The following is a 17,475-nucleotide window of genomic DNA, read 5'->3' as shown; positions in this document are numbered from 1 at the left end:
GACGTGTTCCTTACCAAAAGCCGTTTAACGTGAACCATTGCAAGTGATGCTCAGCGCCTCATTGCGTTCAAACATTACGAACGCCAACTAAACAGCTCTTGCAATAATCCCTTAAGAGAAGAAAAAAAGCCGCAGCCAGAACAGCTGCGGCTATTGAAATGTTACTTAAAGGTACGCTTGCTCACTTTATCGAGTTTTTTCAATATTTTATCGATTCGTTCAGGGTGAACCATAAACTCTTGGAAGCCTTTCATGCCTTCTTTTGCCATCGCAGGGTCGGTGTCTCGGTCATAGAATTGAGCCGTACCATCACTGGATGCCAACATCGCGACGCCTTTGTCTAAGAACGGGTCAGACTTCGCCTTAGCTTTGTTGTTGGTTGGGATCTGTAATAGCATCTCATTGATCAGCTGCTGGTTTTCAGCGCGAGCAACAAACTCTAGGAACTTACGAGCATCTTCTTTGTTTTTCGCTTTTGAAGGTATGTGCAGCGTATCCATTGGCGCATCTTCAGACATAGGAATACTTGGGTCGATCACCGGGAACTGGAAGAAATCCATCTTGCCATCTAACTCAGCAGGGAAGTTAGGCGTGATGAAGTTCCCCATCAGGTACATAGCCGCTTTACCGTTGTACAAGAAAGGTTGAGCTTCTTGCCATGAATAAGACGCGTGGTTTTCTAGGAAGTAACCAGGTTCAACTAACTCCGCCCAATTAGCGAAGGTTTTCTTCACTCGCTCATCAGAGTAAGGCACTTTGCCTTCCATTAACTGAATATGAAAATCCAAGCCGTTAGTACGCATGTTGATATAATCAAACCAACCAGCAGCAGTCCAAAGGTACTTGGTACCAATCGCAAACGGCGCTACACCATTTTCTTTAAGTGTTGCAGACGCAGATTTCAAATCTTCCCACGTTTTCGGCTCCGCAATTCCATATTGCTCAAAGATGTCTTTGCGGTAGTAGATACCCCATTGATAATACGTGTACGGCACACCAAACTGCTTGCCTTGTACTGTCATCGCAGGCGCGGCAGCCGCAAAGTCTTGCTTCATGTTGTTGTCAGCCCAAATATCACTGACATCCTCAAACAGGCCACGGTCAACAAAGGCTTTCATTCGGTTGCCCGCATACCAAAAAACCACATCCGGCGGGGAAGTGACCAACCAATTACGAATCGTTGTTTTATACGACTCGTGATCGTACAAGTTGTACTTCACCGTAATATCTGGGTTTTCTTTTTCAAAGCGGTTAATGATCTCACCCCACGCCTCTTTTGGCGCAGGATCAGAAGCATCTGAGTTGATAACGAGTGTCCCTGCAAACGATGTTGCAGACATGGAGGCAGCGAGCACTGCACTGGCAGCGATATGTTTCACGTATTTCATATTGAGGTCCTTGTTATGGAGCTAAGCTCTCTAAGTCCAATTCTTATTGTTTTATCTCGTAGGGTTGTTCGTGTTTTAGTTTCTCTTTAATGATTCATCCATTTGGGATATCGATAGCAATAACGATTTAAAGCCGTCGCTATTGCTAGATTCGTGTATCGATTCTTATCTCGTGATTTACCCTTTAGTCGCACCCAATGTCAGGCCTGCGATAAAGTGCTTTTGCATGGTAAAGAACAGCACTACCGGTGGGATAGCCGCGACCACTGCACCCGCCGACATAAACTGCCAAGACGCCAGCCATTGGCCTTGAAGTGAGCTCAAACCCGCAGTTACAGGACGAACGTCATCACTCTGAACCAGAACTAGAGCCCAGAAGAAATCGTTCCAAATAAAGGTAAACACCAATACGGCTAACGCCGCTAAAGCAGGGCGAACCAGAGGGAGTACGACATGCCAGAATATTTTCCATTCACTCACCCCTTCAACACGCGCTGCTTCGATCAGGGCATCAGGGATCCCGACAATAAAGTTACGCATGAACAAGGTACAAAAACCGGCTTGGAAAGCGATATGGAAAAAAATCAATGCCCAGTGAGTGTCGTATAAACCGAGTCCAATCGTTAAATCACGGACTGGAATCATCAAAATTTGGAACGGAACAAAGTTACCCGCGATAAACATCGCAAAAATCCACACATTGGCTTTGAAGTTGTATTTAGCCAAGGCATAACCAGCCAGCGTAGATAACGCCACGGCACCAGCAACCGCTGGCAATGTGATGATCAAACTATTGATGAGGTACTGCCCCATCGACGTCGAGGTAAATACTTGAGTGTAGTTTTCAATGAACTGAATCTCACTCGGCCAGCCCCAGTAGTTACCTTTGTTGATGTCTTCCATCGAACGAATCGAGGTCATCATTACGGCGATAAGTGGTAATAACCACATCACGATCGAGATAGGTAACGCGACTCGATAGCTGATATTAGTAAAGCGACCGGCTTTTTGAATTGGTTGCGGAAACATTATTTTTCACTCCTTAACATGCGCCACAAGAAGTAAGCGATATAGATATCCATAATCAGAAATAGCACCACAGAGACCGCTGCACCATAACCCATTCGATAGTTAAAAATAGACTCTTCATACATCTGGTACGCAAGTACTGTCGAGCTGCCCCAAGGGCCGCCTGCCGTCATGGTCGCCACTAAATCAAATGAACGCAGAGCACCAATCACGGTGACAACCACGGCGATAAAAGTCGCCGGTCTTAACTGTGGAAGCACCACATACCACAACATGCGCCACTTCTTTGCACCATCAAGTCGAGCCGCTTCTAACTGCTCAGGATCGAGGTTATTCAGCCCCGTTAAATATAAGATCATGCAATAAGAGATCTGAGGCCATAAGCCGGCAGCGATGATTCCATAGGTCACATAGTCTTCATCAGCAAGTATCGAAATTGGCTCGAAGCCAAGCGACCCGAGTGCAATATTGAAAAGGCCAAAAGAGGGGTCATAGAACCAAGCAAATACGAGGCCTACCACCACTTGAGAAATAACGAATGGGAAGAAAAACAGAGATTTTACGACACGAATGCCTTTCACTTGTTGGTTGAGGAAAAGGGCAATCGCCAAGCCACAGGGTGGCGCAAGCATAAAGAAGATCAACCAAAGAAAGTTATTCGTTAACGAAGTATAAAAAGCATCTGAGTCAAAAAGCTCACGATAGTTCTCAAGCCCCACCCACTCCTTTTCACCTAATCCATCCCACTCAAAGAAGCTCAGCCAAATACTGTCCAAGATGGGATAGATAACATAGAGAGAGAAGATAGCGATGGCTGGTGCCAAGAACAGCCAAGGCGAGACCTTGGAACTGATGCGCCTTTTCTTCTTCGCTGATGGGGTGCGATTTTCTGGGTATATCGTTTTCACAGATTGCTCCATTTCCCAAAATTCCTTGTATTAAAAGCTTGGTTTACTACTTGGTTAACTTCCATCTGAATTTATAAATCCTAATCAGTAGCTCAGCATTTATAATGATTACGTTCAAATATTAGGCTTATTGATAACATTACGCACAGTTATGTTTTATTTATGTAAACGTTTTCACAAAAATCAGTATAGATCGCGGGATTTATATGACGATGATCAATAAATCATGCGAGGCACCTAACAAATTTCTGATGAAAGCGTATGTTTTAAAGGCAAAGAGATGTAGTCCAACGAAGCAAGGAGAGAGCATGGCTGATATCAGCTTAAAAAAGGTCATCAAACGATATGGTGATATACAGACCATCCATGGTGTTGATCTAGAAATAAATAATGGCGAATTCGTCGTATTCGTTGGACCATCAGGTTGCGGAAAATCAACCCTCTTACGCTTAGTTGCTGGCTTAGAAGAAATCACTGAAGGCGAGATTCATATTGGAGACGATCTTGTTAACGATGTCGATCCTGCTGAGCGTGGTGTCGCTATGGTATTTCAATCCTACGCACTCTACCCACACATGACCGTGGAAGAAAACATGGGCTTTGGCCTCAAAATGAATGGCGTAGCGAAGGAAGTCGTTGAAAAGCAAGTCACCAGTGCGGCAAAAACACTCCAATTAGAGCCTTTATTGAAGCGTAAACCGAAAGAACTGTCAGGTGGGCAGCGTCAACGTGTCGCTATCGGTCGAGCAATAGTTCGTAACCCTCGCGTATTCTTATTCGATGAACCGCTCTCGAACCTCGATGCTGAACTTCGTGTCGATATGCGCTTACAAATCGCCAAATTGCACCAAGATCTGCAAAATACCATGATTTACGTCACGCACGATCAAGTCGAAGCCATGACGCTTGCAGACAAGATCGTGGTATTGAGAGATGGTCGTGTTGAACAAGTCGGTTCTCCACTCGATCTATACCACTCTCCACAAAATGAATTTGTGGCTGGCTTTATTGGCTCACCGAAAATGAATTTCTTACCGTGTGTTGTTAACAGCACCTCAGAAACGCACGCCCAACTCGCCGTTAACGGTGTCAGCCAAATCACCCTTCCCTTACCAAGCGATGGATTAAAAGAGGGACAAAGTATCACGCTGGGCATTCGACCTGAACATTTAGAGATTAACAGTGGCTCTGATATCACCATTGAATTTCAAAGTGAAGTGGTCGAGCGACTAGGGAACAGCACTTATATGTTTGGCCAGTCTTGTGGCGTGGATAGCTTTAAGGTGCACCTACCAGGAGACCACGAGGTCACTCGATACCAATCACTTGAGCTGAGTTTCTCCTCAAAAGATTGCCACCTATTCGATGATCGAGGGCAACGAATTAACTAGACTTTAAAACGGTAGAGCTAGCTCGATGTCGCTAGCTTTGCCACTTTTCAAACTCACTTTCCGGTCGTTTCAAGCAATCACTTGCTTCCATTCTGATCCTCTTAATAGCTTATGAAATCTTACTCAAAAATTTCATCACTCTCACTGAAATATTGGGTTCTGAAGACTTATTCGAATTTTATTTATCCTTATTAGCCTTCCGGACATTAATTTGATAGTCGTTTACTAAATAATAGCTAAACTATAGTGTCGCCTACCCCTTTTTTGAGAAAACCTAAATGCCTAATGCTGATTCCACCCTAAACAAACGTATGGGAATCGTTGCGCTCACCTGGCCAATTTTTATCGAAGTTCTTTTAAGAACCGCACTCAACACCAGTGATGTATTCATGTTATCGGGATACTCGGACAAAGCCGTGTCTGCCGTTGGTGTTATTTCTCAGATATCCTTTTTCCTGATCATTGTCTCGACCATGGTCAGCAGTGGTACGGGTATTCTAATCGCGCAATACAATGGTGCTTCCCGCACTCAAGAGAGCGCTCACGTGGGTGTAGCAAGTATCATTCTGGCCATTATTGCCGGTGTGCTACTGAGTGTGATTGCCGTTCTTGTTGCTGAATATTTTATCCCGCTTTATCAACTCGAACCTCAAGTCGAACAGTACGCGCAAGAATACCTGTTCATCAGTGGTGCTCTCACCTTCAATGTAACCATAGGTGTGGTTCTCACCACTATTTTGCGCAGTCATGGCTATTCAAAGTCACCGATGGTGATCAATATGATTGCAGGTGTCATCAACGTATTCGGTAACTACTGTGCCTTATATCAACCTTTTGGTTTGCCTGTATACGGCGTGCAAGGGGTTGCGACCGCGACCGTCATTAGCCAAGTAATCGGAATGTTGATCTTGATTGGTGTGGTCAGAAGCAAAGGGATTTATCTACCAGTGAAGCAGTTTAAATCTGTGCCGAAAGCCATCTATCAAAAAATCATGAAGATCGGCTCGATGAACGCTGGAGAAGTGCTCTCTTATAACATGGCTCAGATCAGCATTACCTTCTTTGTAGTGCAGATGGGTACGTCTTCACTGGCTGCGTTTACTTACGCACAAAACATCGCTCGCCTCTCTTTTGCGTTTGCACTGGCAATTGGTCAAGGCAGCCAAATCCAAACAGGCTATTACATTGGTAAGGGGTGGATCGACGAGATTACCAAGCGCGTGCAACGTTACTTTGTGGTTGGCTTTATCGCGTCAACCGCGATCACCTGCATGGTGTATGTGTTCCGTTTCGAAATTCTCGATCTGTTCACGCAAGATCCAGAGATCATTGCGCTAACGGCGGCACTGATTGCAGGTTCCATCATTCTTGAAGCTGGACGAGTATTTAACCTTATCTTTATCTCTTGTCTAAAGGCTGCTGGCGACATTAAATTCCCGATCAAAATGGGCATTCTCAGCATGTGGGGCATTGGGGTTGCCATGAGCTATTTGCTTGGCGTGCATTGGGGTTATGGCGTATTGGGTGCTTGGATGGCAATCGCGATGGACGAATGGTTCCGTGGAATCATCATGGCCTATCGCTGGCGAGCTAAGAAATGGACTCGATTCTCTTTTTAGACTTTTTAGCCTTCCATTTATCTTCACAAGATCGAAAAACGCCGCTCCTATTTCCAAAGAGCGGCGTTTTCGTTTTTAATTACCCGAACTCATCTACGCGGTCGCAAGTGCTTTCTTTCGCTTTGCTAGTCGTCCAAAAATACCGAGCAACATAACAATGCCACACACGCCATAAACTTGCATGATGGTTGGATCGTCCGATACAAAACCCACATCCGAGAACATAACGTAAGCACCAAGCACCATGTAAAGAATAATAGCCGAAGCCTCGAAACGGAACTCCCAAGGTGTCACATCAATATTCTCATTGACTGGCATCACGTACTCAGACTCACGCGGCATAAAGTAACCAATGATGAACATCAACGCGGTACATACTACGAATAGAATCGCTAATTGATGTAGGAAGTGAATCGGTGTTTTAAATACTAGCTGCATTGCTGCGTATGAACTTACAAACACCACCAACGCCACTTTCGCCGCTACAGCGGGTACACGTTTAGATACATAGCCGACAAACACGATAGTAAAGATTGGCACACTGAAGAACCCCGCCACCATTTGAAGGTATTGGAAAAGACCTTCTGGTGCGTACATGATGAATGGTGCGATACATACCGAGATAATCGCAATCACAACACCAAAAATACGCCCTTTATCCACTAGCTCTTCGTCTGTTTTACCTTGTCCAAATAGCGGCTTATACACGTTCAACGCAAACAGAGTCGTTGAGCTGTTCAACACACCATTAAAGGTACTCAAAATCGCACCAAACATCACCGCAACGAAGAAACCCACCAGCGGCTTAGGCAAAACTTCATTAACTAAACGGGTGTACATGGTGTCTGGGTTGCCCGCATCAGCACCAAACATGTGGAAAGCGATGATGCCTGGAATGATCAAGAACAGCGGAGAGATAACCTTAATCGCACCGGCAAGGATTACACCTTTCTGACCTTCTTTCAGGTTTTTAGCACCTAATGCGCGTTGAATAATGGATTGATCAGTACCCCAGTAGTACAAGTTCACCAAAAGCAGACCAGTAAACAATGTTGAGAACGGCAGTGGATCGCTTTCTGTACCCACCGATTGAAGCTTCTCTGGCGCGGCATAAAGCAGAATATCTAAGCCAGCACCAAAGCTACCTTCGCCCAGTACCATCAAACCAAACACAGGGATCATCATGCCGCCAACAATCAAGCCTACGCCATTAATGGTATCTGCAATCACAACCGCTTTCAGGCCACCATAAATTGCGTAAAAGAAGCCAAGTAGACCAATCGTCGCCGAAATAAGCGCGATTGAGCTAAACTCTGAAATATTAAGCAGGGCCTGAACATCGAAGATTTCACCCAAAACAACGGCGCCCGCGTAAAGTGTGGTAGGCAAAATGTTGATCACGTATTGGCACAAGAAAAGTAACGTCACAAACTTCTTCACCGACATGTCGTAGCGGCTCTCTAAGAAATCAGGAATAGTGGTGATGCCTTGCTTCAAATAACGAGGAACTAACATCAAAGCGATGATCACCAAAGTGACACCAGAGGCCACTTCCCAGCCCATGACACTCATATTGTGGGTATAAGCTTGTGCGCTCATGCCCACGAAACTGGTGGCGCTCAAGTTTGTTAAGATAAGTGAGCTGGCGATTAAGCCGCCGGTTAAGCTTCTTCCGCCAAGAAAGAAACCATCTTGTGAGGTGTTTTTATCATTTTTCACTTTGTTGTAGGTAAACGCGACTACAAACCCAGTAAATAACAAAAATGACAACAGAACGGTAATAGACATTTTGTTTTCCTTAAGTTGAGTTATTGCGGCAGCAATACCTCGCTGCCGATTATAATTTTTATATTTAGATTTTTATTTGTAGGGGTACTCAGAGTCAGAGATTCACATCTTTTTTAGATGCACAATCAAGGCAGACTCTGGGTCGAGAATAGGTAAGGTCAATCCAATCTCTTTGAGGTTATCGCCGCTTAAAGTCAGTGTTTTATCTAACCATTGAGGGCGTTGCTTCATGAGTTGGAAACTGGTTTGTGGCATCTCCACTAACTTCACTTGATACAGCGCACTGTCTTCCACGCAGCTAATACGAAGTGGTGATGGCAGAGCGTACTCAGGCATCGCCAACTGACACACGGTGATCAGCATTTCATCATCATTCTGCACCCCATAGATGTTCTGGTTTTTGTCCGCAGGATCCATGCGAAAGCTGCGCCCTGAGTGCAAAATATGGCGGAACTGCTTGTGCAGAGAGATGTAGTGAGAGAAAGCTTGTTTCTCTTGTTGCGACTCTTTAACCGGGTCAAGCTCAACACCCATATGCCCCATCAAAGCGGTGACACCACGCATATTGATACTGTGACGACGATTGGTTGAATGGCACTCAGCAGGGCCAATATGCGCCCCCATAACTTCTGGTGGGAAGAAGTAACTCATGCCTTTTTGAATAGCTTGGCGTTCCAATGCATCGTTACAATCGGATGCCCAGAATCGATGTGTTCTCTTGAGGATTTCAAAATCAATGCGACCACCGCCTGATGAACAAGATTCAATCTCGACTTTAGGGTGTGCTTGATTCAGTTGATCGACGAGACGATACAAGGCTTCAGTTTGACCATGCACCGCCGCCTTACCTTGGTGGCTCGGCTGAACTAATTCACGATTCATGTCCCACTTTAAGTAGCCGATATTGTACGTAGTCAGAAGCGTATCAAGGCGAGAGAACAAGTAGTCAAAGCACGCTTCATTCTGCAAGTCTAAAACATACTGCCAACGACCAGACGGTTGATGATAACCTTGCAAACCTAGGACCCAATCAGGATGGTTACGGTATAGGTTTGAGTCTTGGCTGACCATCTCAGGTTCAACCCACAACCCGAACTCCATCCCCTGTTGGTTAACGTGTTCAATCACAGGTTCTAAGCCATTTGGGTATTTCACTTCATCGAGATACCAATCGCCTAAGGCCGTTCGTTCGCCATCACGACCAATAAACCAACCATCATCAATAATGAATCGTTCAACACCCATTGCGCCGGCTTCGGTTGCCATCTGCATGATGTATTCCGGTTTATGGTCGAAGTAGATGCCCTCCCAAGTATTTAAGTGCACAGGGCGAGGTTTATCGGTAGGGAATTGAATAATGTTGTCACGAACAAACTGCTGAAAACGTTGAGCAATACCGTTCAAACCAGAGTTGCTGTAACAGCCATAGAGCCAAGGTGTCTGGTAAGTAGCCTCTGGTTCTAGAATCGATTCACCCGCTAACAATAACTCTCCCGCTTGTACAAAGCGGCGGCCATCACTGCGAACATCAGCACGCATTTGGTGGTTACCACTCCAACCTAAATGGAAGCCCCACACCAAACCATTCTGTTCTGAGAAACCTTGCGTTCCTGCAAACATGCCAGGGAAGTTTTCATGTGAAGTACGGCCGCGACGGTTCTCTTGCATGAAGCCACCATGCTCAAAACGCTGACGTTGCGTTTGGAACTCATGACACCAACGACCATGGAACGTCATCAATTCATTGGCGTGGTTTGGCAGCGGCAACGTTGATGACAGCTTATTTAAATAGTATTTACTGCCCCCTTTGTTGGTTACTGTGATGCGCTTTTGAACCACATCCGATTCGTAATCCAGTTTAATTTCAACCGTCAATTCAAGCTTAGACACGGTGTCTTCTAGAACAAAAGTGGCTTGCTGAACCTGAGCTTCCACGCGGACGGTATTAAAAACGGGTGCCCAATCAAAACCATCACGATGCCCTTCTATTCCCGGCGCATTAAAATGACCGCTACCCAATTCAGGACAAAGAGAAAGCGGTACATCGACATCAAGGCGTGCTTGAGAGATCGGTCTCTCGGTTGATAACAAAAGATCTTCATCAATACTGGCGATCTTTGCGCCCCAGTGAAGAACCTCTGGAGTACGGCCCGATTTGATGATCAAACTGTGGTTTTTACTTGTTAGATGAATAAATTCGCTCATAGCCAATCTCATATTGTTTTCGTAAACATAAACTAAAATTAATAGTGAACTTGAAGACTGAAATTAGTACTAAAACGGCTAAATAACGTGATCTAAAAACACTTATTCGTTGCTAAAATTTGCACAAGATCGACTGTTTCCGGAAACATATTTAATGTTTCAAATGACATTTTTTTGAAAGGGAGCAGAGTTTCATTTCGCTAAATTGGATAAGCTCATCGAACGACGGGAATATTCGATGGACGGTGTGATGAGTGTAACTTTTAAAGATGTGGCGAAGCTGGCTGGCGTATCGACTCAAACAGTATCAAGGGTGACGAACGGTTCGCAAGATGTCGCAGAATCCACTCGAAACAAAGTGAATGCTGCGATAAAGAAGCTTGGATATGTGCCCAATAAAGGGGCTCAAATGCTCAGCCGTTCCAAGTCCACCAGCGTTGGTTTAGTCACGCTCGATATGGCACTGCATGGCGCAGCAATGATCGCCAATGGCGTGCGAATGCAGGCTCATGATATGGGTTATGGCGTCGCTTTCTCTGTTGTTTCCGAGCCTAATCTCGCGAACACCCGTGAGGCTATTCGTGAACTGATGGCTCAACAGGTCGACAGCATCATTCTCAATGTGCCTTTAAAGAGTGCAGACGCCGAATTGCTGGTAGAACAATATCAACACTTGAACCTCATCTTCATTGATGTCCCTTCTAACAGCCAAGTTAACTATATATGCGGCGATCACGCCGAGGGCGCAAAGCTGGCGGCTCAGCATCTTATTGAAAATGGTCGCTCTGAATACTTGTTGATCAGCGGGCCTAACGAATCCAGTGCCTCACAAATCCGTCTTCAGAGTTGGTTGGGTGTGCTATCAGATGCAAACTGTCAGGTACAGTTTCAACATCAAGGAAACTGGCAAGCGGAAAGTGGCTACCTTGGCATTCGAGACGCCGTTGCGAAACAAATCCCATTTGATGCTGTGTTGGTCGCCAGTGATCAAATGGCATTAGGGGTTTTACGCGCACTGCAAGAACTGCAGATTCCAGTCCCTGACAAGGTTGCGGTCGTCGGCTTTGATGGCATCGAGGACAGTGCGTTTTTTAATCCACCACTGACCACCATCAAACAAGACTTCACCACGATTGGTCGACAAGCTGTGGTACTTGCAGAGAAGCTCAACGCTAACTCACAAGATGCTTTACTGCAGCACCATATCGAAACTGCATTACTCCCAAGAGAAAGCAGCCAACCTAAGGTGACGGCTCACTATGAAAAACAAGAGATCGAGCAACTGCTGAAAAGAATTCAGACCCTTTTGCCAGAATCGACATAAAAGAAAAAGCGCTAGGGGGAGCTAGCGCTTTAAGACCAACTAAGTCCGTTTAGCCTGGTAGTTTTTTAAGCTATATCATGAGGATATAACCAATTTTTTTACTTAGGTAAATCAAAAAGCCTATTCTTTACGACTGCCTTGAGTCGTAAATTAAGTATAGTCGGGTTCTTATAATAAACCGGATTTTTCTAAAATTAATTCATATGAATTTGACGATTAACCGACACAATAAACTATTCGGAAATCACAGATGAGATCGCATTAGTAATCAACTTTCTAAGTAGTTTATTTTTATCATCTAAATGCTTTGCCTTTCTATAAACAAGCTGGATATCAAAATCTGGAACATCAATAGGTGGCTTCACAGCTAGTAAGGTTTCTTCACTATCAATATCCTTGCGCGCGACTAGCTTGGGGACAATACACAATAGTTCTCTGCCACGAATGAGTCGTTTAACAGTTAAAAAGTTACTGGAAGATATCGCGACTTTCCGGCTTAAGCCGAGTTCACCTAAACGAGTGTCCACTCCCGTCTTTAAAGCCCCTGCAGGGGAAACAAGCGCGTGCTCGACAGCAACAAATTGTTCTAGCGACATCGGCTCCTCAATAGATAGAACCGATTGATCAAGTAAACAAACATGTTGCTCCGTATACAAATGCTTTGTTCGATATTGCTTTGGTACCTCACCAAAGCTGCCTATCGTCATATCAAGCTTGGCATCGTCAAAGACTTGCTGATAGTTAGATCGATTTACGTTGAACAACGCAATTTGAGAATCAGGAGAGGACTGTTTAATGAGATCAAACAACACTGGAGCAAACATCTGCTCGGCATAATCGGTAAGACCAATCTTCCAACTGCCTTTGTAAGTTGTTGCATCAAATGATTTAGAGAGTAGTACTTCAGATTGAATGGTATTGAGCAAGGCATCGACAGTACTGGATAATTCAATCGCTCTATCCGTTGCTTCCATCTTGCTACCTACCCGCTCAAACAGAGGATCATCAAACAACTTTCGAAGTCGTTGAAGGCTATGACTCATTGCAGACTGACTGACATAACAGCGCTCAGCCGCTTTACTTACACTGTTCGTTTTGTATAACGCTTGCAGAGCTATCAATAAGTTAAGATCGATACCTTTCCAGTTAAAATCAGCCATCCAGAAGAACCTATTTCATTAATAGTTATAATTAAAACAATTAATTTGAATCATAGTGCAAGTCACCATAAATTACGCTAAACATTTATCTGGAATCGATCATGCTTTCAATTTTTAAAACATTTTTCTGGCTTGGCTGGATTAGCTTTGGTGGGCCAGCTGCGCACATTGGCTACTTCCGTAAAACCTTTGTTGAGAAGCTTAATTGGCTATCTGATGAAGAGTACGGGCAAATTGTCGCGCTTAGTCAATTTCTACCCGGCCCAGGTTCAAGCCAAGTTGGCTTTGCGGTTGGCTACAAAAGAGGTGGCTTAACGGGTGCGATTGCAGCGTTTATCGGCTTTACTTCCCCGTCTGTCATCTTAATGTTGATATTAGCTTTGGTGAGCAATCAACTATTGGAAGCACCTCTGTTTAATTCAATCATTCACGGTTTGAAGCTACTCGCAGTGGTGGTGGTTGCTGATGCCACATTTGGCATGTACAAAAACTTTTGCCAATCGAAAGTCGCGACCGCTTTATGTGTCATGACTGCCGTGGTTCTCCTGTTGCTTCCTGGGATCTGGCCACAAATCTTGGTACTTCTATTTGCCGCAATCATTGGCAGCAAGTTTTTGACCTCACAAGACATCAAAACGGTTCCATCAACACACAAGATCTCCATAACACCGCTCGTTATTTTTGTTGCGCTGTTGGTTGGCCTTCCTCTGTTCAGTGCATACTCTCAAGGTATTGAAGTATTTGGTCTGTTCTATCAAGCTGGCAGCTTAGTATTCGGTGGCGGTCACGTGGTACTTCCGTTGCTACAAAATGGTATTGGTGACCAACTATCCCAAGATGCGTTCCTAACGGGCTATGCTGCAGCACAGGCTGTACCTGGTCCTATGTTTACCTTAGCGACATACCTAGGCTATGTATTAATGCCATCGGCACCAATTACTGGCGCTTTGTTGGCGACAATCGCCGTGTTCTTACCGGGCTTCTTATTACTACTGGGGGTATTGAAAAACTGGCAGGCGATTGCAAGCAAACCTTTAGTGGCAGGCGCTCTTACTGGTGTGAATGCGGCGGTTGTCGGTTTGTTATTGGCGGCACTATATCAACCGATCTTCACAAGCGCAGTAAGCAGCGGCATAGACTTCGCTCTGATCATTGTTGGTGTGTGGTTATTGAAAACCGTGAAGTTACCTATTGTAGGGCTTGTCGGATTATTCATGGCCTTTGGCGCAATGACAGGTTTAGCAGTCTAAAAGATTTATAGTAAGAAGTGAGCGAGTCGCTTGCTTCTTACTTCTTTTCAGAACTAGAATCAGGCTTAATCCCGTGAAAATTGAAGAATAAATTGCAGTCAATAAGAGGCACAAAACTCATCGGCCAAAATGATTTTTGATGTTCAGGAAGATAGTACCTTAAGAACGCAATTAGATTATTACATGGATTTACATGCTCTCTTGCCATTATATAATCGTAATTCCAACCTTTTGCCAGACCTTGCTTCCTCGTCGTACAGTACCGACCAATCTTCCATGCTATTCCAGGATCAGTAGGAATCAGAATCGAAAGAGTCCCTCCGGGCTTTAACACTCTTAACCACTCTTTGATAACTAAATGGGGCTCATACAAATGTTCCAATATATGAGTTGCAATCACTCGATCAAAGCTATTATTTTCAAAGTTTAATTGCCTAGCATTGGTCACATCGAAAGTAAGTTTATCGTAAGAGTTGATATGATTGAGCTGCTTTTGGGCCAACTCAAGTGCCGCAGCATCACCATCACTTACAATATATTCATCAAAAGTGTGCTTAACATGCAGTAAGTGTTCACCCGTTCCGGATCCCACTTCTAACACTCTCGAAAAGTGTTCACTTTCACCAAATGGCTTTTCGCACGCTACATGGCCAGCTCTCATCACATAGCCTGTTGTACTGCTTTCGTAGACTCGCTCGTCATATTCATCACTGAAACGGGACAAATAATCGAGCCACTCCTTGTCTTCATCCTTGTTTATTCTCATTCCTGAATCCTATTGAGATGGCTTGTGATCGTGACTTCTTAATATTGAAAGGATCCTCATCTCTCGTCTGCCGCGCGACACGTTGTCGAGTATCAAGCCACAAAAGAAAGACATCACCGCGATAAGTGCAATTGAACTAGACAGAATAGCTGTTGGGACTCTTTCAACGAGCCCGGTATCAATAAAATCGATAATAACGGGAACCCCTAATCCTAATGAAATAAAACAAAGCAACACTGACAACACACCGAAAAAAAACATCGGCTTTACGTCTCGTAGCAGGAACAAAATAAAATTGAGGATTTTGATCCCATCACTCAATGTATTCAGCTTACTCGCCGTGCCTTCAGGCCTTGAGTGATAATGAGTGGGTACTTCTTTGATCGACATATTGTGGTGCAATGCATGCACGGTTAGTTCCGTCTCAATTTGAAAGCCATCACTGAAAATAGGGACCGTTTTTACAAACCGGCGACTCATCACTCGATAGCCAGAGAAAACGTCATTCAATTGAGCATTGAACCCTTTATTTATCAGAGTCGAAAACATCTTATTACCCAAAATATGTCCTGCAGGATAAGCCTCGGAAGAGCGCTCTCGACTGCCAATGATCATATCGAGCTGTTCAGTAACCAGTTGTTCAATCAGTGTAGGGCAAATGGAGGCGTCGTAGGTATCATCACCATCAGCCATAATATAAATATCAGCATCAATATCTGAGAACATCCGTCGCACAACTTCACCTTTGCCCTGACGATACTCATGGCGAACAACAGCACCAGCTTGCAGCGCCTCTTCGACCGTGCCATCAGTAGAGTTATTGTCGTACACATAAACCGTCGCACTTGGTAGTGCACGTTGAAAGTCAGCCACCGTTTTTCCAACCGCTCCGGCTTCGTTATAGCACGGGAGTAACACCGCTATGGTTTGATTCTTCATGAGCTCTCCCTGACTCGAAACACTCGGTACCCATTTTCAATATTGTCGTACACAACATCTAACCAAGTTGGCGTATCTGAGCTGTACAGCTTATTGATCAATGCCTCCTCGCTAGCCGAGTCCTTTAAAATCAACAAATGCGCATCATTGCCAATAACAATGATATCGATGCTTTTCTCTATGATTTTCCGCTCGGCTAAGCTCAGATCTTCCTCTAGCATCACTTCAATAAGAAATTGGTTCCCAACAATATTTCGATGGTAAGGAGCAGCAATAATTCGATTATCCGTTTTTGCCAACACTGGAGCCCCCGTTTCAATCCCTGAAAGTATGGTGTGCGAATTTATATCGTTATCTTTTAACACCTTATGAATCTTCAGAGATTGCTCCTTTTGATCAAGAGTAGTTGTAATTTCTTCGGTTGGCGACAACGCGAGAATGACAAAGGCGACCGCTAGTGGTGCTCCAGAAGTAATAACCGCTGCTTTTATGATGGAGGAACGGATGTAATCTGCTAACTGAAGAATCACGTATGCTTGGAGGGGAGCCGCTAGCACAAAACACAACCTCATGACTCTAATCTGCCAAAAGATCGCAAGGGCTAAATTGAACATAAAGATGAGATACAAAATTGCGCAGTGGTGATTTTTACGCTTAAAAAGTGGATACAAAGTGGCAGGAATCACGAGCAAAGCGTAATTCTCTATCGAGAAAAAACCATGACTTGCGACATATCTAACGACCGATTTCGCTTCCGTCACTTGGTCTAACCAATAGACTTTAAGTATTGGAGGGTAATCAATTAACAACGCACTGCTGAGTGATGGATAAAGCACTGCCACTGGGATTAAAAATAGAACAGCTAGAAATACGAACAGAAAAACCTTTTGCAGTAGACTGTTATCTTCATTCATAAACCGATGATAAACATTAACGAAAAGCCAGCCACAGAAGAAAAGGATGATGAGAACAAATGATATTTCGTCGTACTTAAAAACGAAAAACTCATCGTAAGGCCGATTTAATAAAACCGCACAAATCCCAAACAGAGCGGAACTCGCATACAACTTAGAGATATAGCCAAACCACTCATGGCGAACAAGACCGTAATACACGGTGTAAATCGCGAAAAAAAACATGAATAGCAAAACATTATCAAGCCCCGTCCATAAAGATAGAGACAGCAAGATAGATTGCGCATACACACGCCACGCATGGCGCAACTGCTCATGATTCAATGGCGTTAAAGCTAGAAATAGGACCGCGAAGACCAGCTGAATATTATGATGATCAATAGAACCGGGTAAAAAATGGATAATTGAAGGCGAAGAAATCGCAAACATCATACTAATAAAGCGATACTTGGCACCGAAGAGGTGGTCAGCTAGGTAAAAGCATGACAGCGAAAAAAGTAGCAAGTAAAGCAGAGGGACAAGAGAAATGGATATTGTATAAGCAAGATTATCATCGACGATAAACAACAATGGAAAAGCTACGAGCGATAAGATTAAATCAGGAAAGCGAGACCAATGAATAACAATGCCATCAGCGGCATTAAAATTATTCATTGGCTCTAGGTACCAATGTCCAGTTGCCATCCAATCCTGAAATTGAACGAAACGCATATAGTCGTCATTATCATTCAGGTTAAGAGCTGAAACACTCTCCCACTTGTAAATAAAGATCACTGTGGCACAAACTAGCCAAA

General features: G+C 44.2%; 13 protein-coding genes. 4 read left to right on the top strand and 9 right to left on the bottom strand.

The genetic code is table 11. The features are described from left to right. Positions 1–161: 161 nt before the first annotated feature. The 3 genes from AB4512_RS04305 to AB4512_RS04295 form a co-directional block, all read right to left on the bottom strand. A complete protein-coding gene (locus AB4512_RS04305) occupies positions 162–1,388 on the bottom strand; it encodes an ABC transporter substrate-binding protein (RefSeq protein WP_050619979.1) in 1,227 nt (408 codons plus the stop codon). 177 nt (positions 1,389–1,565) lie between these two features. Further along, positions 1,566–2,417 (bottom strand): carbohydrate ABC transporter permease, encoded by an 852-nt coding sequence (locus tag AB4512_RS04300; RefSeq protein WP_050644910.1) that lies wholly within the window; start codon positions 2,415–2,417, stop codon positions 1,566–1,568. Next, a complete protein-coding gene (locus AB4512_RS04295) occupies positions 2,417–3,337 on the bottom strand; it encodes a carbohydrate ABC transporter permease (RefSeq protein WP_050619981.1) in 921 nt (306 codons plus the stop codon). Before AB4512_RS04295 ends, AB4512_RS04300 begins: the two co-directional genes overlap by 1 nt. A 296-nt stretch (positions 3,338–3,633) precedes the next feature. Between AB4512_RS04295 and AB4512_RS04290 the strand changes: the two genes are divergently transcribed. Both AB4512_RS04290 and AB4512_RS04285 read left to right on the top strand, forming a co-directional pair. Then, on the top strand, positions 3,634–4,716 hold the full coding sequence (locus AB4512_RS04290; protein ID WP_372174516.1) for an ABC transporter ATP-binding protein: 1,083 nt from the start codon (positions 3,634–3,636) through the stop codon (positions 4,714–4,716). 278 nt (positions 4,717–4,994) lie between these two features. Further along, on the top strand, positions 4,995–6,335 hold the full coding sequence (locus AB4512_RS04285) for an MATE family efflux transporter (RefSeq protein WP_017060807.1): 1,341 nt from the start codon (positions 4,995–4,997) through the stop codon (positions 6,333–6,335). Between the two features lie 93 nt (positions 6,336–6,428). Here AB4512_RS04285 and AB4512_RS04280 read toward each other — a convergent pair whose 3' ends face one another. Both AB4512_RS04280 and AB4512_RS04275 read right to left on the bottom strand, forming a co-directional pair. After that, entirely contained in the window at positions 6,429–8,123 is a 1,695-nt protein-coding gene (locus tag AB4512_RS04280; RefSeq protein WP_372122410.1) for a solute:sodium symporter family transporter, read from the bottom strand. A 102-nt stretch (positions 8,124–8,225) separates the two neighbouring features. Beyond that, entirely contained in the window at positions 8,226–10,328 is a 2,103-nt protein-coding gene (locus tag AB4512_RS04275; RefSeq protein ID WP_102393201.1) for an alpha-galactosidase, read from the bottom strand. A gap of 250 nt (positions 10,329–10,578) precedes the next feature. On the opposite strand from AB4512_RS04275, the gene AB4512_RS04270 reads away from it, so the two are divergent. Further along, positions 10,579–11,652, top strand: coding sequence for a LacI family DNA-binding transcriptional regulator (locus AB4512_RS04270; protein ID WP_102393219.1), 1,074 nt, complete (start codon positions 10,579–10,581; stop codon positions 11,650–11,652). Positions 11,653–11,885: 233 nt separating this feature from the next. On the opposite strand, the gene AB4512_RS04265 is transcribed toward AB4512_RS04270, so the two are convergent. Next, complete coding sequence (locus AB4512_RS04265) at positions 11,886–12,812, bottom strand: LysR family transcriptional regulator (RefSeq protein WP_017060808.1); 927 nt, start codon at positions 12,810–12,812, stop codon at positions 11,886–11,888. 101 nt (positions 12,813–12,913) lie between these two features. Between AB4512_RS04265 and chrA the strand changes: the two genes are divergently transcribed. Beyond that, positions 12,914–14,062, top strand: coding sequence for a chromate efflux transporter (gene chrA, locus AB4512_RS04260; protein ID WP_372174514.1), 1,149 nt, complete (start codon positions 12,914–12,916; stop codon positions 14,060–14,062). Between the two features lie 37 nt (positions 14,063–14,099). On the opposite strand, the gene AB4512_RS04255 is transcribed toward chrA, so the two are convergent. The 3 genes from AB4512_RS04255 to AB4512_RS04245 all read right to left on the bottom strand — a co-directional run. Further along, positions 14,100–14,828: a class I SAM-dependent methyltransferase gene (locus AB4512_RS04255; RefSeq protein ID WP_372174512.1), complete on the bottom strand. Its 729-nt coding sequence runs from the start codon at positions 14,826–14,828 to the stop codon at positions 14,100–14,102. A 9-nt stretch (positions 14,829–14,837) separates the two neighbouring features. After that, positions 14,838–15,767: a glycosyltransferase family 2 protein gene (locus AB4512_RS04250; protein WP_372174510.1), complete on the bottom strand. Its 930-nt coding sequence runs from the start codon at positions 15,765–15,767 to the stop codon at positions 14,838–14,840. Then, positions 15,764–17,475: hypothetical protein (locus tag AB4512_RS04245; protein ID WP_372174508.1), on the bottom strand; the 1,712-nt coding region annotated here is incomplete at its 5' end. The genes AB4512_RS04250 and AB4512_RS04245, both read right to left, overlap by 4 nt.

Origin of the sequence: Vibrio sp. 10N.222.52.B7 (assembly GCF_041474275.1) — a bacterium.
GTDB classification, from domain to species: domain Bacteria; phylum Pseudomonadota; class Gammaproteobacteria; order Enterobacterales; family Vibrionaceae; genus Vibrio; species Vibrio crassostreae_C.
This window is presented reverse-complemented; position numbering and strand designations above follow the sequence as displayed.